Below are 22,250 nucleotides of genomic sequence, written 5' to 3' on the forward strand. Positions count from 1 at the left end.
AGACCTAGATAAAAAATTAACAGAATTAACAGACAAGTGTGCAAAGAATGCAGATCTAGATAAAAAATTAACAGACAAGATAGATGGTTTGAAATTGGACACGAAGTATGCAAAGAATGCAGATCTAGATAAAAAATTAACAGAATTAACAGACACGAAGTACGTAAAGAATGTAGACCTAGATAAAAAATTAACAGAATTAACAGACAAGTGTGCAAAGAATGCAGATCTAGATAAAAAATTAACAGAATTAACAGACAAATGTGCAAAGAATGCAGATCTAGATAAAAAATTAACAGAATTAACAGACAAATGTGCAAAGAATGCAGACCTAGATAAAAAATTTGATCTAAATGAAGACCACATGCAAAATAGCAATGCAAGCGGTAGAAGTATAAGATCTGCTGAGTCACATGATATTAATACTGCGGTAGAAGACTTTATAATGAGAATAAAAAGTAGAGCTCCATATTTATGTGAAGATTCTGGATCAGATGATGAAATTTATGACTATTCTGCAAATTGGTTTTAAAAATTCATTGAATCTTCGCATGTCTGTTCTTCATAAAAGAAGTTTAATATTATTGTAGTGCCATAATTGGATTCACTCTTAATTTCAAAAGTTCCGCCCATGAGTTCTACTAATTTTTTACTTAGCGGTAATCCTATCCCTGTTCCTTCATTTCTATAGCCTGAATCTGCTTGTCCAAATACAGACATAACTTTGTATATATCTTGCTGCATTATTCCTATTCCGTTATCGTGAAATTCCATAATTAATAAATTTTTTTCTATGTTTTCTTTTAGAACCATTCTAATCAAACCGTTTTTAGGAGTAAACTTTATGGAGTTCGATAGCAGATTTATTATGACCTGTTTCATTCTTTTTGGGTCCGCAGTAATTAATAGTTGTTTTGGCGGTATTTCTTTTTTCAAGCTAATACCTGTTACTTTTAGTTTGGGTGCTAACATATTCAGACATGAATCTATTATTTTATTCAAATTAAATTTTGTTTTTTCTACTGTTAGGCTGCTTGATTCTGCTTTTGAAAAATCTAACACATCATTAATCAAACTAAGTAGATGTATGCCTGCATTATGTATCTCATCTGCGTATTCTTTATATTGTGTATCGTCTATTGTCCTGATTAATTCTGCAAATCCAATGACTGCATTAAGAGGTGTACGTAACTCATGAGTGACGCTTGCAAAAAATTTTAATTTATTCCTGTTTTCTTGTTCAAGCACTTCTTTTACTTGCTGTAATTCAATGTTGGTCTTATGCTGTTTAGCTAAGATACGGGTGTTAGAAGTATTCAGGTAATACATTATTAGTACTAAGATGATTAATAATAGGCTTATGAATATTAGAAATAAATTATATATTGTAATATAGGACGTGTTATATTCTTGAAAAATTTTGAGAAAAAATGATGGCTTTGCATTATTTTCATAGAAAATAGGAAATATTGAAATTAACCTATTTTTTATGTTATAAAATATTTCTTGGTGACTGAGTAAGCTATCAATTTCATTGCTTGTCAATACCTGTTGTTCATAATAATGACCTTGAATATTTAAATTAAAATTACTAAATATCATTTTACCATTTTGATCATATAATATCAAATTAATATCTTTCACATTATTGAAAATTTGTAACAATTCAGCTCTTAATTTTACTAATTGATTTATATAACCAAAATTTTTATACTCGTTATATTTATTTGTTAATAGATAATAATGTTTTTTAACAATACTATTTTCTAACATAGTTTTTAAGTTTATATGAGTCATGTAATAGGAAGAAAGTAGGCATTTTTTGAGTGAAAGGCTGTAATATATTATCCCAGAAAAGAGCGTAAAAATTAATAGAAGTAATTTTATGGATTGTGTTATATAATTGCTTTTTTGTAATATTATTGTAAATAATGATTTACTGAACTCCCTCATTGTAGGATTTGTGTATATAGCATTTACTGTATCTATTTTTATGACAACTTTTCCAATTGTACCAGTTTATTTACCAGTTGATATAAAATTTTCATATGGAAAAGGTGTTTACTTATATGATGACATTAACAAACGTTATGTGGATTTTCACTCTGGAATAGCTGTAAATAGTCTTGGTCATGCTAATCCACAATTAGTTCATATTTTAAAGACACAGGGAGAAAAATTGTGGCACGTTTCAAATAGTTATAGAGTAGAAGCTGCCCATGATTTTGCTATTAAATTAATAAGAAATAGCTTTGCTGATACTGTGTTTTTTGTTAATTCTGGAGCAGAAGCAGTAGAATCTGGATTAAAGATTGCTAGGTCGTATCAACATGGGAAAAACCGTTACAGGATTTTGACATTTCAAGGCGCGTTTCATGGAAGAACTTTCCTGACTGCTGCATTGAACGATAGAAAAGGATTCTCAAAATTACTTGAACCATATATTAATTGGTGTGACAATATAGAGCCTGATATTTTTAGTGTAAAAGAAGCTATTGTACACAATAAGATTGGTGTGATACTTGTAGAACCAATACAAGGTCAGGGTGGGGTAAAGGTAATAAAAACAGAATTTTTACGAGAATTAAGAAAGATCTGCGATGAACATGATATATTATTATTTTTTGATTGTATACAGTGTGGTGCTGGTAGAACTGGAAAATTATTTGCGTATGAGCATATAGATGTTAAACCAGATATATGTGCTCTTGCAAAAGGAATAGGGGGAGGTTTTCCATTAGGAATTTGTCTTGCAACTGAAGAAGCTGCTCAGTACATGCAAGTAGGTATGCATGGTTCTACTTTTGGTGGTAATCCACTTGCGACTTCAATAGGCAATACTGTGCTGGATGTGTTACTGGCTCCTGGTTTTCTAGATAACGTAGAAATTAATAGTAGATATTTATACAACAAGTTGCAGGATCTGGCTAATGAATTTTCAGTAATAGAAGAAATACGTGGCAAGGGATTAATGCTTGGAATAAAAATTAAAACAGATAATCAAGAGTTTGCTCGTGAATTAAGTTATCGTGGTTTACTTACTGTTGGTACCACGTCAGATCAAGTGGTAAGAATTCTGCCACCATTAATTATCACTAAAGCAGAGATTGATGAAGGTATTGAGATTTTACGTAAATATTTAGTAGAAAAATTTCCTATATTTAAAAAGTAAATACAAAATATACCAGCACTGGATGAGCTTTTTACTTACGTTAAAAAAAGCAAACAAGGTTAGTGCTGTTGATGGAGAAAGTTACAAGTTCAAGGTAGCAAAGTTCTGCTACGTACGAGCATCAGGTTTAAGGAAAACATGCACTAACCATTATGAAGTTTATGCTTATATTCATATATAGACCTTCTTCTACTCTTAGGTATTGTTAAATAATATTTGACTCAGTATAAAAAACCGTATAACTACTATATAGCTTTTAAAGGGTAAGGTAATGAATGAATTTCTACATTCATTCAAGCAAGCGATCTTCGCACTAGCTAAGACAGCTTATAAGCCAGCAGTGTTATTTATCTTTCTATAAAAGCCCTATCGAGTGTCGCAAGGATAGGCGTAAATAGAAATGATAATAATGTACGTGACTGAGTCACTATTGAAACATCTGCTGGCATACCTGGATATAAGTACACATTCTTAAACTGAGCAAGCTCTGACTTTGGTATGATAACGCGTATTAAATAATAACGATCTAATTTTGGGTCAGAACGACCTAATCTTGGGTCATCTAAAGCATCAGGAGAAATATGGGTCACTATACCATTAATAGCACTTAACCTACGTGCACTATAAGCAGTTAACCGTACTTTGACCCTGAGTCCTTCTAAACCATCAATAGACACTACCTTGTTACCTGCTCTTTGTGCAGATAATATTTCCTCTATATTGCTAGTTTGAATTTTAGCATCTATCACTAGATCATCATCTGATGGCACAACAGTCATAATCGGCATACCAGATTGTATCACACCACCCTCTGTATGATATCGTATGTCTGTTACTGTACCATCTTGAGGAGATTTAATCATAGTACGTGCTAACGAATCTTCTGCTACAATTAACCTCTCTTTTAAGCCATCTATCGATGTACTGATTTCTTTTAGTTCAGCATTTGCTTTCTCTTGATAATCATTTTTTTTATTGATTACTTCTAATTCATTTTCTCCTATTTTTTGCTGTACCTGAGATATTGCTGCTCGATAATGACCCACACGTCCTTCAACTTCAGCAAATTGTTTTTCTAAAACTAAAATATGTGGTCTACCTATATGCCCACTCTCAAGTAATTGTCTTTTCATTTCTAGTTCTTCGCTAACTAAATCATACTGCTTAATAGCTGCATTTAATTGGGAGTTTATACCTGTTAATTCATCATGTAATTGTTTTACACGTTGTTGTAATATATTGATTTTCCCTAAGATACTATTTCGCTGAGAATTAAATAATTTGATTTGATTTTTTATTACTCTGTCTACAACTTCATTGCTAGATAGACTTCTGATGTAGTCCGAAAAAATCAATGTATCTAAATCTCCTCTAATAGCAATTAATCTTGCTTCAGTTGCTGAAAGTGATAATAATTTTTCCTTTGTAATACTTAAATTCGCTTTTTCATTAACATTACTTAACAACACCAAAGGCTCATCTTTTTTTACTACTTGACCATCCTTTACAAGAATCTTACTTATTATGCCACCACCAAGATGCTGAATTATTTTTCTATTTGAAGATACTATAACTTCTCCTCTAGCATGTACTGCTCCCTCAATTGGTGCAATTACTGACCAAACACCTCCTATTCCAAAAAAAATTAACATTACTACAAGTCCAAAAAATAGCGGCCCCCATGTTATTCTCAGAACTTCATTCACGTGATTACTTTCACGTTTCAAAATAAAACTAGTGATTGCATCTAGAGATCCAAAGACTCTGTCTAAAAACTTTGACTTTCCAGATTTTATTGTTTGCATTTTATACTACCTACCTAAAAATTATCACGGTACAAACGTAATGTGTCTGATAAATATTAATTTATTATTACAGAAACATTTGCAAAATCACTTTCTAGCTTATTTTTTAAATTTTTATACTCTACACTTTTCAGCTCTTCATTGGTAATGAAGTTTTTCAGTATTAGTATAGTATCAATGAATTGAGTACTACCATTTTGATGGTTGCATGATCTATTGACATGCAGCCATGGAGAGTTTGCTTTAAAATTCAGACGACTACAATCTTTTACATTAATGTCTTTTATTGTCGTACGTATTTCAATAGTTTGTGGTATATCTATGAAAATGTCTGAAACTTGATCGGAAGCTGTATTGATCACTCTGTGGAGCCAATCATGAGCTCTGAGAGTGAATGCATTAGCTCTGAGAGTGAATGCATTTCCTAAATTTGTTTTATAAGTCATATTCTTTTTTTGGAATACATATTTTATAGTTAAATCTTTTACAACACGTGAGGTGAGATCTGGTAATTCTAGGAATTTCTTTTCATCTTCAACAAGGTATGTACCACTAATTTCATGAAATGCCATCTCTTTTAACTGATCATTCGAAACATCCAAACCATAACCTGTGAATTGCTGAGCAGATTCTCCACACATAGTAATAACACCACGTTGCTCCACTAGATCATCCTTTATAATCAGCTCACGGTCATGTATAACTTTCGAATTCTGATAATCTATTTTAGGAACCTTTGTTAAACCAGCTTCTTTATCATCTAATATTAAAGCATCTCTGTCAGCAATATCTGGAAAAATGCCTTGAGCCATGCTAACCATGTTAGTCGGATCAATCCAATATACTTTTTCTTTTTTACTAGTTACTTTTAACATTACATGATTAAAATCAGTGAAAGTAGGTAATGGATAAACGTGCAGAAATGCTGCAGTTGTTCCTCTTGTAACCCACAATGGTTGTACCTTATAACCAAGCTTCTGTAGAATAGCAGCAGTAGCTGCAGAAAAATCCTTGCAATCTCCAACTTGAGAATCAGCAATTTTTTTTAAATCCCTCGGAAAGTAACCGCCTTCTATTGTACGCCAATCACCCATATATTGTATTTTTTCACTTAAGCTTGAAGTAATAAAATTGATCTGTTCTGTATCACTACCTCTACTAGAAGCAGCGTTTGCGATATCCATAAATATTTCAGGAAGTTCTTGATTAATCACATTGTAATATCCAGGAAACAGCTTCTTAGCAAAATCTTCCCAGTTGTTTAGGCTTGATAATATTATCCAAGTCGAATATTTACTATCAACTAGGAATTGTGGCTCATTTATTATACATTCACAAATTGGCTTTGATAAAGTAATGTTTATATTATGTACATCATCTTTTTTTTCATTAACAATTTTTAATGAGTTTCTGGGATCATTCAGTTTAATGTGTAACGGCAATTTTGATTTGATGTTGCCATTAAACTGTTTTATACAACCTAGACTGCTAAAACCGAATACTTTGCCGAAAAAATCCTTTATAGGCTGTTTTTTCTTGATAGATTTGTACTTCAAGTACACCTGTGAACCAAGTTCTACTTTAGGGAAAGATATAGTAATCTGGTTTAATTGATCAAAACCATAACCAGAGCTCGCTATAGGCTTATCTTCTATCATATCTTTTTTAACCTTATATTCTTTGCCATTATAGATTGTCTTAGCTGCTAAAATAGTAATTTGTGAAATATTACTGTTATAAGTAAGGTTATAGTGAGTAAAAGTACTACGTCCAGATTCCTTTAATATCTTATTCTGTGATTCTATGATTGACTTAGTAGAACCATCTGCATTAATAACAACATCTTCATTGATAAATTCAGATTCGTAACCAGCATCTTCATAATTACACCATCTTGCCTCAACTACATGAATTACAAAAAATGATAATAAGTAGAGAAAAATTTTTAAATAAGTCTGCATATATTACCTTATAAAACTTTACCTATAATAAATGATTTTTCTTAAAACTAAAATAGTTATTAAACGTAATAATAATATGATCTATTAATTCTATACCTATACTTTGACAGGCTTCGGCTAATTGTTTAGTTAAAGCTATATCATGACCAGATGGCTGTATATCACCACTTGGATGATTGTGAGAAATGACAATAGAGGTAGATCCAATAACAAGAGCACGTTTTATGATTTCTCTAATATATAAAGGAGTTTGGTCTACGGTGCCAATATTTTGTAAATCTTCAGCTATTAAACGATACTTTTTATTCATATAGATTACACGTAAATTTTCATGATTTATATTTCCTATACTAATTTTTAAATAATCAATTAGTTTCTGCCAATTATTTATTATTGGCAAGCTCTTTATCTCTTCTCTAGCACAACGAACAAAAACTTGCTTTACACAAAAAATAGCAGATATTGCTGCATCATTTACTCCTTCAACGTCTTGTAACGCTACTAGCCCAGCATTGAAAATTTTATTTAAGCTGCCAAAATCAGACATTAACCTCTTAGCAATAGGCTTAACATCGATTCTGCTATATGCTGAATAGAGAATATGCTCTAAAATTTCATAATCAAGAAGGGATTGCCCACCATCTAAGATAAGCCTGGTTCTCAAGCGCTTCCTATGTCCTTTAGTGTAATCATTTGTCATTTTTTCAATATTCTTTAATAATAAGATAAATTAAATCTCTCAGTGAGTAAAGTCTTGACTGAATTACTTCATGTCTCTAGAATTTTAATAAGCTTTGTGTCTTTTACTTTATGTCAACCACAATATTAGTTATATGTCAGATAGTGTTGGTTATTATTCTAATCATTGTGGTGCTCTTACAGCCACCTGGTGGTAATTCATTAAGTGGTTTTAGTAGTTCACAGCAAGGGTTTAACTCGCTCATTCCAATTAAATCCTCCATGGACACATTAAATAAGGCTACCAGTATAGTCGCACTGTTATTTATCATTAATACATTATTATTATCAGGGATGTATTCAAAAGAGCTACATAAAAAATCAATTGCAGAAAAAATAGAATTAGCAGAGAAAAAGCAAAAAGCTACTGTTCCATTTGGAAGTGAATGAAAATAAAATGAAAATAAATAGATTTATTTTTGTGACCGGAGGGGTAGTTTCATCACTTGGTAAAGGTTTAGTAGCGTCAAGTATTGGTGCATTATTACAGGCTTATGGTTTTAAAATACATATTAGAAAACTTGATCCTTATTTAAATATTGATGCTGGCACAATGAATCCAGCTCAACATGGTGAAGTATTTGTTACTAATGATGGTGCAGAAACAGATTTAGATTTAGGATATTATGAGCGCTTTACTGGAATTCAAACAACTAAGCATGATAACATAACAACTGGTAAAGTATATGATCAATTATTAAAAAAAGAGAGGCGTGGTGATTACCTAGGAAAGACAGTGCAGGTAATTCCACATGTTACAGATTTAATCAAATCTTTTATTATTAATAGTAGAGAAAATTTAGATTTTTTAATATGTGAAGTAGGGGGTACTGTAGGTGATATCGAAAGTCAACCTTTTTTAGAAGCTATACGTCAAATAAGTTATCACTTAGGAAAACAGAGAGTGATATTGATACACTTAACTTTAGTACCATATCTCACTGCAGCACAAGATTTAAAAACTAAACCTACGCAGCATTCAGTGCGTGAACTAAATTTTGCTGGTATACAGCCAGATATAATATTATGTCGCAGTGAACAAAAAATTTCTCAACATCAAAAAGAAAAGATAGCTAACCTCTGTAATGTCCCTTTATCTAATGTGATTCCTGCACCTGATGTCAATTATATATACGAATTACCAGTGTTATATAACCAATATGGACTTGATACACAGATATTAGAACATTTTGGTTTAAACCTACCAAAACCATACCTTACTGCGTGGACAGACTTGGTACAAAATACAATAGGAGAGGAGATTACCATATCTATAGTAGGTAAATATACAGAATTTCCAGATACATATAAGTCATTAGTTGAAGCATTGCATCATGGAGCAATATGTAATAATGTAATGGTTAAAATCAATTGGATTAACTCAAGAGAACAGTTTGCAGAAGCACAACTACAGGGATCTAACGCAATTCTTGTACCTGGTGGGTTTGGTGATCATGGCATAGAAGGAAAGATTTCAACTATAAATTATGCTCGCATAAATAATATACCATTTCTAGGAATATGTCTTGGTATGCAACTTGCTGTTATTGAATTTGCACATGATGTAATAAAACTTGATGATGTACATTCTGAAGAATTCTATATATGTCAAAACCCTATTATAAAATTGGCTGATAATCAAAGTGTTGATCTTGGTGGTACCATGAGACTCGGGGAATATCCTTGTAATCTCAAAGCTGGTTCTAAGATTGCTGAAATATATAATATGACTACTATTCTAGAAAGACATAGACATAGGTATATAATCAACAAAAATTACCAAGATATCTTAGAACAAGGAGGAATGTTATGTAGTGGTATTTCAGAGGATGGCACATGTATAGAAGTAATAGAGTTGAAAGATCATCCTTGGTTTATTGGTGTACAATTTCACCCGGAGTTTAAGTCACGACCATTTACTCCTCATCCCATTTTTGCATCATTTGTCAAGGCTGCCATTCAATTAAATAATATCATCAGAGTATGACTTATCATATGATTCATTGGAAAGTAATGATAACTGCTGATCTTCATGATGTGGTGCAGAACCGTCGTCACTACTTGTTTTCCACCAAAAAAACAATGCTATTAAACCGATAAAACAACAAAGTATTTCTATAATGAAATTGTTTTCAGTGCCACTATTAGTATTCATTCTATTACTAGAATCTTCTATAAGTGAATCATGATTTTTTTTCCCAACTTCTTGGCCAATGACATTTGCTATAAATTCACTTGCGTCAAATTTACTGCCATCATCTTCTAGTACTGGAATGTTTGGATCATTGTCTAATTCTTTTACTTTACCTGCTGCAAAATTTCCTTGAAATACATGGCCTAGTTCATGAGCCAGTGTGGAATCCATATCATTATATTTATAACACAATATTTTTTTCCCCAATGATATACCAAGACTTGTATCTAGACCTTTCTTAGAAAAACCTAGTAATGTACCATATTTTGAATAATCAATTTTGTTATTAAATATATAAACTTTAACTTCTCTGGGTTCACAGAATTTTCCGTTATCCTGTATAAAGCCTTCAGGATCCATACACGTAGTAGTATCTTTTACACATAATTTTCCATCATATATTTTGTAATATTCACTATCTTTATCTGAAATACATTTAATAGTATTGTCAATGCAAAATTTCTCTTTAAATATCTCGTAGGCATTTTGTATATCTTTTTTTGTTTGTTCTTTTTCTGTAGCTGTAAGGTTGTCATAATTTACAATAAAATCTATGCCTTTATATTTGAGTATAAAATGATAAGGTAGTACATCTCTCACTTGTACAGGAACTTTATCAAAATTCCTTGATTCACTACTTTGATATAAATTATTATGATATTTATGCACTGCATAACTGGATTGTATTTTAGGAATTGAGCTAATTTCTTTTCCACTATTGCCATAAAAATGTATATTATGATTATCAATTTTATAGCTCGTTATTGATAGGCCGCAAGCATTTGGATTTCTACAATCATGAAGTTCTGATTCAGATGTAAACAGATCATATCTAGCATGATTATCAACATAATGAGCATCAAGCAACTGTATTATTTCGATATCTGGTTTGCCTGCCATGAAAACTAAACCAAAGGTTTGGATTGTTGCTGCATTAACATCAGCACCTGCTTTGACAATATATTCAATATTATCTCGCTAAACTGAACAGCTAAGTGCAATGGCATCTGTCCTATTATATCTTTTGCATTAACGTCTGTAATTAAATATTGTACTATACCTAAGTGAGTACCTTTTTTAATCGCTGCATGCAAAGGTATTTCAAAAACACCCAATGTTGCATCAGATATATTCGGATTAATAGTAGCATCTTTTGTAATGAGATCTTTAACTCTATCTAAATTACCTGCAGAAGCAGCTTTACATGATTGCTTATTTAGTTTATAAGAAAACGATTGTATGCTAGTGATATGGGCCATTATTTTCTATTTATCCACTTACCAAAGAATAATAGAATTAAAATATTAATTATTTACTAATTACATTTGAGTTTATTACGCACTATACTGTAAACTACTACTATTATACCGTTTGGTCATTCTCTGTTGTTATTTTCTGGCTTTCTATATAATTTTTTTTGATACTTCTTGACCTATCACATTTGCTATAAATTCACTAGCTGTATATTTATGACCATGGTCTTCTAGTATTTTGACTTCTCTATCATATTCTAATTCTTTTACTTTACCTGCTGCAAAATGTTTTGGAAATAGATGGCCTAATTCATGAGCCAGTGTGGAATCCATAGCACCATATTTATAACACAATATTTTTTTCCCCAATGTTACACCAGAAGTTTTATCTATATCTCCCTTAGAAAAATCTAGTAATGTACCATATTTTGAATAATCAATACTGTTATTAAATATATACACTTTAACTTCTCTGGGTTTACAGAATTGTCCGTTATCCTGTATAAAGTCTTCAGGATCTATACACATAGTAGTATCTTTTACACATAATTTTCCATCATATACTTTACAATATTCATTATCTTTATCTGAAAGACATTGAATAGTATTGTCAATGCAAAAATTTCTCTTTAAATGCCTCATAGGCACTGTGTATATCTTTTATTACTTGTGTTTTTTCTGCAATTGTAAAATTATCACATAATGTATAACAAAATCTATTTGATTCAGCATTTACATATAATCCATATTATATCTCTCAACATCATGAGTAGACTGTATCTTAGGGATTAAACTAATTTCTTCACCGTTATTATTATAAAAGCGTATATATTCATCTTCAATTTTATACTTGGTAATGGGAAGACCGCAAACATTTGAGTTTCTACAATCATGCAGACAAAAAGGATCATATGGATCAGTCAAGTAAGCATAATTATCAGTAGTATTAATAATATCATCTACGTTTTGTTGTACTATTTTTGAATTATATCGGTGCTAATAGCCTTGGTTATCGATAACAGCATCTTTAATCGCCACATCTTTAACTTTTTCCAGATTACCTAAACCGACATCTATCAGCAATTCTTTATCAAGGAACTGAAATATATAAGCTTAAAGATTATTATATATTATTCTATATGTAAGAATACTGTAACCAAGTTAAATGAGATCGTTAGAATATGGATGAAGTGCATAAGTAATGAAAACCTGGTTATCCACCATAAGTGATTAGGCCAACAATGGATGTGTTATCAACTATTTTATGGGCATAGTCTGCATAATAATTGAATTTCATCTTCTGCCGTGGATTGTTACAGATTTTACTGAGTTTTTGATAATGCGACCAAAAAAGAAATGTGAAATCAGGTAAGAGAAAGGGATAAAAGTTGATAAAAGAATAGGAGTAAAACTTGGAGAGAAAGAGAACAAAAAACTGAAAATTAAAATAGCAAAAAATCTAAGACTCTTTGCGAACATTGCAAACAGAAAAATAGGCTGAACATCAGCAAAACACTGAGCATTTGTTGAAGCATCTCACAAATGGTCTCTACTTAACACAGTAAGGTAATGGATGAAAATACAGATCTCACAGTTGATAAAATTAAAAGTTTATCAGTGTATTATGTATTTGAAATAAAGAAAAGTATATTTAAAAAAATATATTTTTATATGAGATCATCAGAAAACTCTGGTTCATCATCGTAGAATGATAGAGGGTCTGAGTGTGAGTTGTCTTCATAATAAGATGAAGAATCTGTTTTCCACCAAAAGAAAATAAACGATACTACTAAACAAACAAAAGCACCAACTAATCCTATAATAACACTGCTATCAGAGATAGTACTACTATCATTAGCTTTATATAAATCATCCAAATATGATGCGATATTAGCATAATTATGTCCAGGTTCATATTTGTGTTCATTGGCCAATTTGTATGCATAATCTGTATAATTTAATGCATTAATGTCAGTTCCTTCTTGAATAAGAAATTTAACTAAATCTTTGTTTTGACTATAAATAGCCATATGTAATGGTGTATGTTGATCATTGTTTACTATATTAATATCAGCACCTTTTTGAATAAGACATTCGACTATATCTTGTAAACCATGTTTTGCAGCTATATGTAGTGGTGTATCTCCATTGTTGTTTTGTTCATTAATATCAGCATCTTTTTGAATAAGACATTTGACTATATCTTGTAAGCCATGTTTTGCAGCTATATGTAGTGGTGTATCTCCATTGTTGTTTTGTTCATTAATATCAGCACCTTTTTGAATAAGACATTCGACTATATCTTGTAAGCCATGTTTTGCTGCAGCTATATGTAGTGGTGTATCTCCATCGTTGTTTTTTTCATTAATATCATCTGTTTTTTCAATAAAATATTTAATAATATCAATATCATGTTTGTTATCTGATGTACTATGTTTTATAGCTAAATGCACATAAGTATTGTTATTATTATCTTTTAAACTTGTGTTAATTGCAGTAGAGTTGTCGATTATATCTTTAACTAAATATGTTCTATGTATAAACTTATTAGGGAGAGACAGACTGTCACCGCCTCTATATTCCGTTAATTTATTATATTTTATAGCAAAGTGTAAAGGAGTTTCCCCATTGTTGTCTTGCATATTAACATCAACTCCTTTTTTAATTAGCTCATCTATTTTGCGCCCCACGATAGACATATTCAGACCGTTGTAGTTACCATTATTATAAAGATGTATAATAGCATTATGCAAAGGTGTACGCCCGTCTCTATCTACTGTATTACTTGTCATGTTGTTGTTTTTATGTATTAATTTTGTATTATCATAAGGAAATAATTAATTTTCTATGAACATAACAAAGCAGTGTTACATCTTATTTCTCTGTTTTTTTAGTTCAATCCAAGCAATTGAATTGAATAACGTAAGACAATTTATAGATGTAAAGACATTAGCAGCTCAAGTAAAGATAGAAAAATTATTAGATAACAATCAATTTATTTTAGAATTGCCAAATGGAGTAGTAGTTAATGAAGGCGGAGTATTAACTTCAAATGGATATATATTACAAGATACGCAAAATAGTTTATCTCCTCAACATGGTTTAATGAAAAACAATAATACCATAAATCAGGACACTCATTTGTATTTTCATGGATCATTGGCTATTATTTCATCTCCCGGATCAGAAAATTGGTACCATTGGTTGTTACAGATTCTACCAAGATTGATTATATTAAAAAATTCAAGTTTTTCTTATGATCGTATTTACATTAATAATGTAAAATATAAATGGCAAACTCAATCTTTAGACATAGTATTACAATATTTAAACATTCCTCCTGAAAAACTGCTAATAATAAATGGAGATTGCGTTATACAGGCCACAAATCTTATTGTTCCGTCTGTACCATTTATTCCAATAAAAGGTAGCCCATTGCCTGATTGGTTAAAGAATGATTTAAAGGCTATTTTTCTTACTAAACAAGATAATACAGTTGTATGGGACCGAATATATATCTCTCGTGCTAATGCTTCCATGCGACGTATAATTAATGAGAAAGAACTAATAACTGAATTAGAGAAAATTGGCTTTAAAGTAATACATCTGGAGTTATTGTCTCCTTATGAGCAGGCACAAATTTTTAATCATGCTCAAGTAATTGTTGGACCTCATGGTTCTGGATTTGCTAACTTAATCTTTACTAATCCTGGATGTAAAGTGGTTGAAATTGATTATGATAAACCAAGAAGTTTTTATCGACAAATGTCCAAGATAATGTCATGCTACTATTACCCTTTTTATGCTGATAAAATGAAAGATGAAGATATGGTAGTTGATATTGAAAAATTTATACAGTTTATTAGTAAGAAGTTTTGAGTAAATATCGAAAAAATAGGTTTATTGTAAAATCTAAAAATAAATTGAGGTTTGTGATGCTAAGTGTAGATTGTGAAAAACTATGGAAAGCAGTTGGCAGTGGGTGATTAAAATAAAATGTTGATCAATTACTACAACCACAAGAGTCTACTGTCACATGTTCTAACCCTGTCCTTGGTTCACAAGCTGCAAGATTAAACTTACTTAAAGTTTTAGAGTCAACCATTTCTAGTGCTTCCCACATTATATCAGGAGAAAAATATTGGACATGTGATAGTTTGTTCATTGCAAATGTTCTTTCTAGCACTAGCCACTTTGCTTGTGATTAGCACTCTTTCCATTTTATGTAATTTTGATATATCTGTGAGCTTTGAATAAGCTGTTTAGCTTCTGGGCTTGCTGCTTGCAATTCCATAGAGATACAATCTTAATTGTTTCTTAAGAAAGTGTTCTCTCGCCCCTTGTTTTATTAAAGCATCTATCATCTTTAGACGGTCTAATGTAACGGCGACATGTAAAGGTATATCTCCATTATCATATCGAGCATTGGCGTTTGCTGATTTTTCTATGAGAAGATTCACAATACACGCACGACCAGTTACAACGGCGAGACGTAAAGGAGTTCACCTATCATCATTATTTCTTCTTCTGGCATTTCGCAATGGGTCTATTGTAATGTTTTATCTTTGGAAATGCTTGTGCAATTTATACAAACTTTATAGTATGTTATAGATTTGAATTACGGAATATGGATAAGTTAGCATATGAAATAATAGACCATGAGTATGATATAGTGGTAGTGGGTGCTGGTGGAGCAGGTCTACGTGCTACGCTGGGCATGAATGCCGCTGGTTTTTCAGTGGCATGTGTATCTAAAATTTTCCCTACTCGTAGCCATACAGTTGCAGCACAAGGAGGAATTAGTGCAGCACTCTGTAATATTACTGAGGATGATTGGAGATGGCATGCATATGATACTATAAAAGGATCAGATTGGCTAGGAGATCAAGACGCAATAGAATATATGTGTAAAAATGCAGCAAAGGCTGTTATTGAACTTGAAAATTTTGGTGTACCCTTTTCACGTACTGAAGATGGGAAGATATACCAGCGTTCTTTCGGAGGGATGACCACTCATTTTGGCAAAGGAAAATCTGCTCAACGTACTTGTGCAGCATCTGATAAAACTGGACATGCAATTCTCCATACTTTGTATCAACAATGTCTAAAATTCGGTACAGAGTTCTTTGTGGAATATTTCGTTATTGATCTTATTATGGACCATAATACAGGATCATGTTGTGGAGTTTTTGCTTGGTCATTGTGTGATGGTACTCTACATAGGTTTTGGGCACATGCTGTCGTTCTTGCAACAGGTGGATATGGACGTATTTATTTTTCTGCAACAAGCGCATATACATGCACTGGAGATGGTAACGGGATGGTAGTAAGAGCAGGACTACCTCTTGAAGATATGGAATTTGTACAATTTCATCCAACAGGAATATATGGTGCTGGATGTTTAATTACTGAAGGATGTCGTGGTGAAGGTGGTTATTTAATAAATTCTCAAGGCGAAAGATTTATGGAACATTATACTCCAAAGGCAAAAGATCTGGCCTCACGTGATGTAGTAAGCCGTGCTATTACAACTGAGATTAGAAAGGGAAGGGGAGTGGGACCAAAAAAAGACCATGTGTACTTGACTATTGCTCACCTTGATCCTGAGGTAATAAAACTGAGGTTACCTGGAATTAGTGAAACTGCAAAAACTTTTGCTGGAGTGGATGTTACAAAAGATCCAATACCTGTTATTCCTACTGTTCATTATACTATGGGAGGAATTCCAACTAATTACCATGGAGAAGTAATAACTCTAAAAAATGGACAGGAAGAAGCGGTAAGAGGTCTATTTGCTATTGGTGAAGCTGCATGTGTTTCTGTACATGGAGCAAACCGTCTCGGTTCTAATTCTTTACTTGATTTAATAGTATTTGGTAGAGCTGCTGCACTTAGGACACAAGATACTATTAAACCAGGTGTCCCGCATAAAAAATTCAGTAAAGATCATACAGACTGGATTATTGATAAATTCAATAAAATGCGATTTGCTTCTGGTAAACTGAGAGTTTCACAAATACGTAACCAAATGCAAAACACTATGCAGAAATATGCATCAGTATTTCGTGTGTCTGAAACATTAACAGAGGGCACCCAAGCTATAAAAAAAGTTGCAGAAATGATGTCTGATATTTCAGTGGAAGACCGCAGTATGATATGGAATAGCAACTTGGTTGAAGCTTTGGAACTTACTAATATGATTCCACAAGCAGTAATTACTATGGAGTGTGCAGCCAATAGAAAAGAGAGCAGAGGAGCACATGCTCGTGAAGATTTTCCTGAACGTGATGATGCAAATTGGATGAAACATACTTTAGCTTGGATTGGTAGAAAATTTAATGTAAAAATTGACTATAAGAAAGTATCTGATAAAACTCTTAGCAGCGATATAGAATTTATTCCTCCTGAAAAGAGAATTTATTAATTAAGAGCTATAAGAAACGAAAAAATAGATAAAAGTTTTTTCTTGTTTTAACAAAGCCAAACTAATGGTGTTCTCAACAAGCTTCCTGATCAGCAGGAAACTTGTTGATCGTGTGCATAGGCATTTCACAAATCATAAGCTCCATCTAAGGAGTCTTCAGCAATTTTCTATGAAAGTACTCTTACATTTTCATCTGCTTGATATGTTCGATCAAAGATTCTAGATGCACTAGGTTTTTCTATAGATGTACAAGGCTTTTTAGTATGGATTGTAAAACTTGATTTAGATAAAGCACTATGGCAATTATGTAACTCCTTAATATTAGAAAAATCCAGTATATCTAAAAGCACATCACGAGGTATATGCATCTTTGGTGGTAGTTGTAGTTGTTTTAGTTCTACTCTATAATACGCTCTTGCTACTATATAATACCTTTCCACGTCTTCTAGCAGCTCTATAATGTCTGGCCTTACATTGCTTTCTGTCGCTACATCTCTTGGGGTTCTACCATCTTTATTCCTTAATAAAGGATTCACTATAGACGTAATAGACGTAACTCCATTATTACTTGCGTCATTAATATGTTCTTTTAAACGTATTATATCTATATTACTATCTTGTATAGTTTTATGTTGTAAAGGAATATGATTAAATAAATTAAGTAAACTTGCTATTAGGCACCGTACTGTATCTATACGATTATTTCGTGCAGCGTAATGCAACGGAGTTAATCCGTAATGCAACGGAGTTAATCCATTAACATCAACAGCATTAACATCTACTCCATTTGCTATTAAATAACGTGCTATCTCTATAAAACCCCCTTGTGCAGCGTAATGCAACGGAGTTAATCCATCAACAGCATTAACATATGCTCCATTTGCTATTAAATCACGTACTATCTCTATATGACCATATCGTGCAGCGTAATGCAACGGAGTTAATCCATTAACATCAACAGCATTAACATCTGCTCCATTTGCTATTAAATCAGGTACTATCTCTATAAAACCCCTTTGTGCAGCGTAATGCAACAGATTCGATCTATCACTATTATCATCATGATCATCAACAGCATTAACATCTGCTCCATTTGCTATTAAATCACGTGATACCTTTATAGCACATCTTCGTACAGCGTAACGCAACGGAGTCCATCCAAGATGATCAACAGCATTAACATTCGCTCCCTTTGCTATTAAATCACGTACCATCTTTATAGAACCCATTTGTGCAGCGTGATGCAACAAAGTTTTGCGAAAACAATTAACAGCATTAACATCTGCTGCCTTTTCTATTAAATCACGTAATCTATTTAATCTATTTATAGAATTACTAGAACTATTGAAATTGAAAAAACCAGTATTATCAGTAAACATAAACAACCTCCTATCACATTGTTAAAGCTTAGTGTATCACACGCTCACAAGGTAGTAAAATTGATGGCATCTTTTGTACCATACCATTTTACCAATTATATTCTGAGTGCTTGTAGTGTAATGTCTGCATAAGTTAATCTCTGGTAACTTTTGCAATTATTGAAGCTGTAGCTACTGATATTATCACCATTAATCATAGACTTGATCTGACATTTTAACGTAGGTGGTTGATTACCATCAACTAAGACATAATCTAGATCTAATTATTAACGCACGCTTTATTGCAAGTTTCGTGGCCATTAATATGTTGTACAGATTTATTTCATCTACACTTGTTATCCCTATACCATATTTTGCTACTGAAATTATTTTATTATATAAAGTTTCCCTATTATGTATAGTTAACTTTTTTAAATCGTTTAATTAGAAAACAATAGCTGCAGATACTAATTGATATCTTTATCAGAGGTAGTTAGCATAACCTGTTATAAATTGGACATACGTAATCACTCATGAATATGAAAATGTATAAGGTATCTGTTATTATATGTTGTAGTCAAACTTTTACTGTTTCAAATTTGTTACTGTAAGCAGCAAATTTTACAGCAATATGCATCTGTATTTCGTGTATCTGAAACATTAATAGAAGGCAAAAAAGCTATAAAAAAGTTGCAAAAATGATGTCTGATGTTACAGTAGAAAATCGTAGTATGATATGGAATAGTAATTTGGTTGAAGCTTTAGAGCTTGCTAATATGCTTCCACAAGCAGTAATTACAATGGAATATGCAGCTAATAGAGAAGAGAGTAGGGGAGTACATGTTCGTGAAGATTTCCATGAACGTGATGACGCAAATTGGATAAAGCATACTTTGGCTTGGGTTGATAGAAAATTTAATGTAAAAATTGACTATAAACTCTTAACAGCGATATACAATTTATTCCTCCTGAAAAGAGAATGTATTAATTAAAATAAAGCCCTATTGTATAAACAAGAAACCAGTAGATCGTTTGCGAAATGGTAACGATTTTACTATGAAAACATCTCTACATTTTCGTTCGCTTGGTATATTTAGCTAAAGATTCTACGGTGCTAGGTTATTCAGATGTACTAAGACTACTTGCTATGGTGCTAGGTTCTTCCATAGATGTACTAGGACCACTTGCTATTGTACTAGTAGATGCTGAATAGTGATCTACGGTTTGATACTGATCTATAAATTTAACTACAGCCTTTACTATGTGCTGAGATAACTCTTTGTCTTCACTATCAATATCAATATGATCCTCTATGATTTGTTCCACTTCAGCGCCATACCATATGGGCTCTCCAAAATAAGCTTTTAACAAACGGTTTATATAATAGCAATTAAGATACCGTAAGATATCAGTCTTCAGAGGATCATTAATTGATGCCAATTTAACATCTGGATCTCTAATTTGATCTCTAATCTGTTTACCACAATAAAACCCATTAATCTTATTTATAAACCTATAATGTGTGTCACTTTTTTCATCAGTATGGAGATCATTATAAAATCTTGTAAATAGCTTTCTTTTTAGTTCAAGCAATTTATGATACTTTATTCTGCATTTTCGAGGAGTGGTACCATAGTAACCTGATTGATCAATTCTTCAACTAAATCTCTTGCTCGTTGCAATGCAGTGATACTATTATTATCACTGCATAAAGGATTTGCTCCTGCTTTAAGCAAAATATACACTACCTCTGAATAATAATTGGGAAGATCTACTTCATAATGCTGACCAATAGCCAGATGTAATGAAGACATTTTTTTGCTTTTACTATTATCATAATCATACGATGTGATTACTTCTGCATTAACGTTAGCTCCATAATCTAATAATATTTTTATGCATTTTGGATCATGAGTCATAATAGCCAAATGTAGTGCTTGTACTATTCTTGTTGTAGTGATTATATTGCTTCCTCTGACAGCCAGTCCCTTTATTTCTTCGATAACTTCTAACTGAAAATTAATCTAAGCTCCAGCCTTGAAAAGTATTTCCACAGTTTTGAGATCACTGGATACCACAGCTGCAGATAAGGCTGTAGTTCTTCTCATATATGATTTTTTGTTATTAAAATCATAAAAATAATCTAAATTATATTCTGTCATTGGTACATGTATTTCTGCTTTATAATTAATATCAAGCGAAGGAGAGTCTTGAGTAATATTTCTCTACACTTTCTGAAAATCCTCCTTTGGCAGCCAGTACTAAAGCTTTCTATATATCTGTCTTCTCTGCTTTTGGAATTAGTAATTGTACTATTTCTGCGTGACCATATTCGGCTGCATCATGTAAAGCGGTATTGCCATTACATGCTCCATTTTTTAAAAGATACTCAGTCACCTCTATGTTACAATATGAAGCAGCATAACGTAGAGCACAATTTAAATTGTAATTATTAACTTCTTTATTTAATATAGCTTGTACAATCCCTAGATTACCACATTTAGCAGCATAGAATAAATCTTTTTCGTTTGCATTTAGATACTCAAATAAAATTTTTGTTATATTTGAACATCCTATTTGAGCTGCAAAATTTAATACATTTTTATCATACAAATTACTTAAATTATAGAAATGCCTTTGCCATTTATCATATCTTTGCAGTGATTTTTTATTTCATTAATTATCTTACTGATATCTAAATTTTCTTTTCTATTTAGTTTGCATAAAATTTCCTCTAAATTTTCATAAAACACAACATATTTCCTCTCTTTGATAAAAGCTTTGTTTAATCTGTGGTTTATTTCATAATTATCATCTTCTTTTCTTGTCAGTCTTTCTTGAATAAGATCCCTAATCCTATTATGAATTGTAACGTGTCTAGCATTTCCTAAATATGATACATTTATGTCTTCTTGCAGTAAAACTTCTACCGTTTTAATTTTGTTGCTGCAAGCAGCAAATATTAGAGCCTTTCCAATATTCTCATTATTAATATCACTATTGAGCAAAAGTTCTAATATTTCTGTACTTTCATCCATAGCTGCGTAATTTAGTACAGTAGCGCCTAATTCTAATTCTTCTAACACGTTAATGTTAGCTCCTATATCTAATAGAATTTTTACTATACTCACACAGTTGAATCGTACAGAGAGATATAATAACGTATAGTCTAAGTATCCAACTCTAAATGTATAATCTAAATCATAGTGATTTCTTTCCCAGTGTTTACATACTGTTGGGTTTACTTTTTGTAACCTTTCCTGAAGTTTTCTAATGATATTGTCTTTGTTTAAAGAGTGATCCTGATCTAGATTTTCTAATATCTGTTTCTAATCTGCAGAATAC

21 protein-coding genes and 3 pseudogenes are annotated in these 22,250 nt (G+C 31.8%); 7 read left to right on the plus strand and 17 right to left on the minus strand.

Going from position 1 to position 22,250, the window contains the following annotated elements; genetic code table 11:
* The coding region (locus tag BIY23_RS05200; RefSeq protein ID WP_186820133.1) for a hypothetical protein at nucleotides 1-532 on the plus strand (532 nt) is incomplete at its 5' end.
* Here the strand turns inward: BIY23_RS05200 and BIY23_RS01775 are convergent.
* Complete coding sequence (locus tag BIY23_RS01775; protein ID WP_070064863.1) at nucleotides 529-1,953, minus strand: sensor histidine kinase; 1,425 nt, start codon at nucleotides 1,951-1,953, stop codon at nucleotides 529-531. The two genes, BIY23_RS05200 and BIY23_RS01775, sit on opposite strands and share 4 nt — an antisense overlap.
* A gap of 40 nt (nucleotides 1,954-1,993) precedes the next feature.
* Here BIY23_RS01775 and BIY23_RS01780 point away from each other — a divergent pair, with 40 nt between their 5' ends.
* Complete coding sequence (locus tag BIY23_RS01780) at nucleotides 1,994-3,172, plus strand: aspartate aminotransferase family protein (protein ID WP_070064886.1); 1,179 nt, start codon at nucleotides 1,994-1,996, stop codon at nucleotides 3,170-3,172.
* 347 nt (nucleotides 3,173-3,519) lie between these two features.
* Here BIY23_RS01780 and BIY23_RS01785 read toward each other — a convergent pair whose 3' ends face one another.
* Genes BIY23_RS01785 through radC form a run of 3 tightly spaced genes read right to left on the minus strand, consistent with a single transcriptional unit; the run spans nucleotide 3,520 to nucleotide 7,638 of the window.
* The gene (locus tag BIY23_RS01785; protein WP_070064864.1) at nucleotides 3,520-4,977 is read right to left on the minus strand and encodes an HlyD family type I secretion periplasmic adaptor subunit; all 1,458 of its coding nucleotides are present in this window, start codon (nucleotides 4,975-4,977) and stop codon (nucleotides 3,520-3,522) included.
* Between the two features lie 56 nt (nucleotides 4,978-5,033).
* The gene (locus BIY23_RS01790; RefSeq protein WP_070064865.1) at nucleotides 5,034-6,938 is read right to left on the minus strand and encodes a DUF3857 domain-containing protein; all 1,905 of its coding nucleotides are present in this window, start codon (nucleotides 6,936-6,938) and stop codon (nucleotides 5,034-5,036) included.
* 22 nt (nucleotides 6,939-6,960) lie between these two features.
* The gene (radC, locus tag BIY23_RS01795; RefSeq protein ID WP_070064866.1) at nucleotides 6,961-7,638 is read right to left on the minus strand and encodes a RadC family protein; all 678 of its coding nucleotides are present in this window, start codon (nucleotides 7,636-7,638) and stop codon (nucleotides 6,961-6,963) included.
* Nucleotides 7,639-7,748: 110 nt separating this feature from the next.
* Between radC and secG the strand changes: the two genes are divergently transcribed.
* Together secG and BIY23_RS01805 are read left to right on the plus strand one after the other, a co-directional pair.
* Nucleotides 7,749-8,066 carry a preprotein translocase subunit SecG gene (gene secG, locus BIY23_RS01800; RefSeq protein WP_070064867.1) on the plus strand — a complete coding sequence of 106 codons (318 nt, stop codon included), beginning with the start codon at nucleotides 7,749-7,751 and terminating at the stop codon, nucleotides 8,064-8,066.
* 7 nt (nucleotides 8,067-8,073) lie between these two features.
* On the plus strand, nucleotides 8,074-9,663 hold the full coding sequence (locus BIY23_RS01805) for a CTP synthase (protein ID WP_070064887.1): 1,590 nt from the start codon (nucleotides 8,074-8,076) through the stop codon (nucleotides 9,661-9,663).
* On the opposite strand, the gene BIY23_RS01810 is transcribed toward BIY23_RS01805, so the two are convergent.
* The 4 genes from BIY23_RS01810 to BIY23_RS01825 all read right to left on the minus strand — a co-directional run bounded on the left by BIY23_RS01810 (nucleotide 9,640) and on the right by BIY23_RS01825 (nucleotide 13,915).
* A complete protein-coding gene (locus BIY23_RS01810; RefSeq protein WP_070064868.1) occupies nucleotides 9,640-10,770 on the minus strand; it encodes a hypothetical protein in 1,131 nt (376 codons plus the stop codon). The genes BIY23_RS01805 and BIY23_RS01810 overlap by 24 nt on opposite strands.
* Before the next feature lie 5 nt (nucleotides 10,771-10,775).
* Nucleotides 10,776-11,129 (minus strand): ankyrin repeat domain-containing protein, encoded by a 354-nt coding sequence (locus BIY23_RS01815; protein ID WP_070064869.1) that lies wholly within the window; start codon nucleotides 11,127-11,129, stop codon nucleotides 10,776-10,778.
* A 144-nt stretch (nucleotides 11,130-11,273) separates the two neighbouring features.
* Nucleotides 11,274-11,765: a hypothetical protein gene (locus tag BIY23_RS01820; protein WP_070064870.1), complete on the minus strand. Its 492-nt coding sequence runs from the start codon at nucleotides 11,763-11,765 to the stop codon at nucleotides 11,274-11,276.
* Nucleotides 11,766-12,790: 1,025 nt separating this feature from the next.
* Nucleotides 12,791-13,915, minus strand: a complete 1,125-nt coding sequence (locus tag BIY23_RS01825; protein ID WP_070064871.1) for an ankyrin repeat domain-containing protein — start codon at nucleotides 13,913-13,915, stop codon at nucleotides 12,791-12,793.
* A gap of 121 nt (nucleotides 13,916-14,036) precedes the next feature.
* Between BIY23_RS01825 and BIY23_RS04870 the strand changes: the two genes are divergently transcribed.
* On the plus strand, nucleotides 14,037-15,002 hold the full coding sequence (locus tag BIY23_RS04870) for a glycosyltransferase family 61 protein (protein ID WP_261722494.1): 966 nt from the start codon (nucleotides 14,037-14,039) through the stop codon (nucleotides 15,000-15,002).
* A gap of 124 nt (nucleotides 15,003-15,126) precedes the next feature.
* Here the strand turns inward: BIY23_RS04870 and BIY23_RS01835 are convergent, their stop codons facing one another.
* Nucleotides 15,127-15,288, minus strand: a complete 162-nt coding sequence (locus BIY23_RS01835) for a hypothetical protein (protein WP_186820134.1) — start codon at nucleotides 15,286-15,288, stop codon at nucleotides 15,127-15,129.
* Between the two features lie 97 nt (nucleotides 15,289-15,385).
* Nucleotides 15,386-15,613 (minus strand): annotated as a pseudogene (locus BIY23_RS05655) (hypothetical protein); the annotation flags it as partial.
* 137 nt (nucleotides 15,614-15,750) lie between these two features.
* Here BIY23_RS05655 and sdhA point away from each other — a divergent pair.
* The gene (gene sdhA / locus BIY23_RS01845; RefSeq protein ID WP_070064874.1) at nucleotides 15,751-17,547 is read left to right on the plus strand and encodes a succinate dehydrogenase flavoprotein subunit; all 1,797 of its coding nucleotides are present in this window, start codon (nucleotides 15,751-15,753) and stop codon (nucleotides 17,545-17,547) included.
* 167 nt (nucleotides 17,548-17,714) lie between these two features.
* On the opposite strand, the gene BIY23_RS01850 is transcribed toward sdhA, so the two are convergent.
* Together BIY23_RS01850 and BIY23_RS05415 are read right to left on the minus strand one after the other, a co-directional pair.
* Nucleotides 17,715-18,926, minus strand: a complete 1,212-nt coding sequence (locus BIY23_RS01850) for an ankyrin repeat domain-containing protein (RefSeq protein ID WP_070064875.1) — start codon at nucleotides 18,924-18,926, stop codon at nucleotides 17,715-17,717.
* A gap of 136 nt (nucleotides 18,927-19,062) precedes the next feature.
* A pseudogene (locus tag BIY23_RS05415) lies at nucleotides 19,063-19,349 on the minus strand (ribonuclease H family protein); the annotation flags it as partial.
* A gap of 168 nt (nucleotides 19,350-19,517) precedes the next feature.
* Here BIY23_RS05415 and BIY23_RS01855 point away from each other — a divergent pair.
* A pseudogene (locus tag BIY23_RS01855) lies at nucleotides 19,518-19,893 on the plus strand (succinate dehydrogenase/fumarate reductase flavoprotein subunit); the annotation flags it as partial.
* A 131-nt stretch (nucleotides 19,894-20,024) separates the two neighbouring features.
* Here BIY23_RS01855 and BIY23_RS01860 read toward each other — a convergent pair.
* The 5 genes from BIY23_RS01860 to BIY23_RS01875 all read right to left on the minus strand — a co-directional run bounded on the left by BIY23_RS01860 (nucleotide 20,025) and on the right by BIY23_RS01875 (nucleotide 22,228).
* Nucleotides 20,025-20,498 carry a hypothetical protein gene (locus tag BIY23_RS01860; RefSeq protein WP_070064877.1) on the minus strand — a complete coding sequence of 158 codons (474 nt, stop codon included), beginning with the start codon at nucleotides 20,496-20,498 and terminating at the stop codon, nucleotides 20,025-20,027.
* Between the two features lie 11 nt (nucleotides 20,499-20,509).
* The gene (locus tag BIY23_RS01865) at nucleotides 20,510-20,833 is read right to left on the minus strand and encodes an ankyrin repeat domain-containing protein (RefSeq protein WP_261722495.1); all 324 of its coding nucleotides are present in this window, start codon (nucleotides 20,831-20,833) and stop codon (nucleotides 20,510-20,512) included.
* A gap of 96 nt (nucleotides 20,834-20,929) precedes the next feature.
* Nucleotides 20,930-21,067, minus strand: coding sequence for a hypothetical protein (locus BIY23_RS05205; RefSeq protein ID WP_186820135.1), 138 nt, complete (start codon nucleotides 21,065-21,067; stop codon nucleotides 20,930-20,932).
* Between the two features lie 109 nt (nucleotides 21,068-21,176).
* Nucleotides 21,177-21,518, minus strand: coding sequence for an ankyrin repeat domain-containing protein (locus BIY23_RS01870; protein ID WP_070064879.1), 342 nt, complete (start codon nucleotides 21,516-21,518; stop codon nucleotides 21,177-21,179).
* 5 nt (nucleotides 21,519-21,523) lie between these two features.
* Nucleotides 21,524-22,228: an ankyrin repeat domain-containing protein gene (locus tag BIY23_RS01875; RefSeq protein ID WP_081326520.1), complete on the minus strand. Its 705-nt coding sequence runs from the start codon at nucleotides 22,226-22,228 to the stop codon at nucleotides 21,524-21,526.
* Nucleotides 22,229-22,250 lie beyond the last annotated feature (22 nt).

The sequence above is a fragment of the Wolbachia pipientis genome (genome assembly GCF_001752665.1).
Taxonomy (GTDB): Bacteria; Pseudomonadota; Alphaproteobacteria; order Rickettsiales; family Anaplasmataceae; genus Wolbachia; species Wolbachia pipientis_A.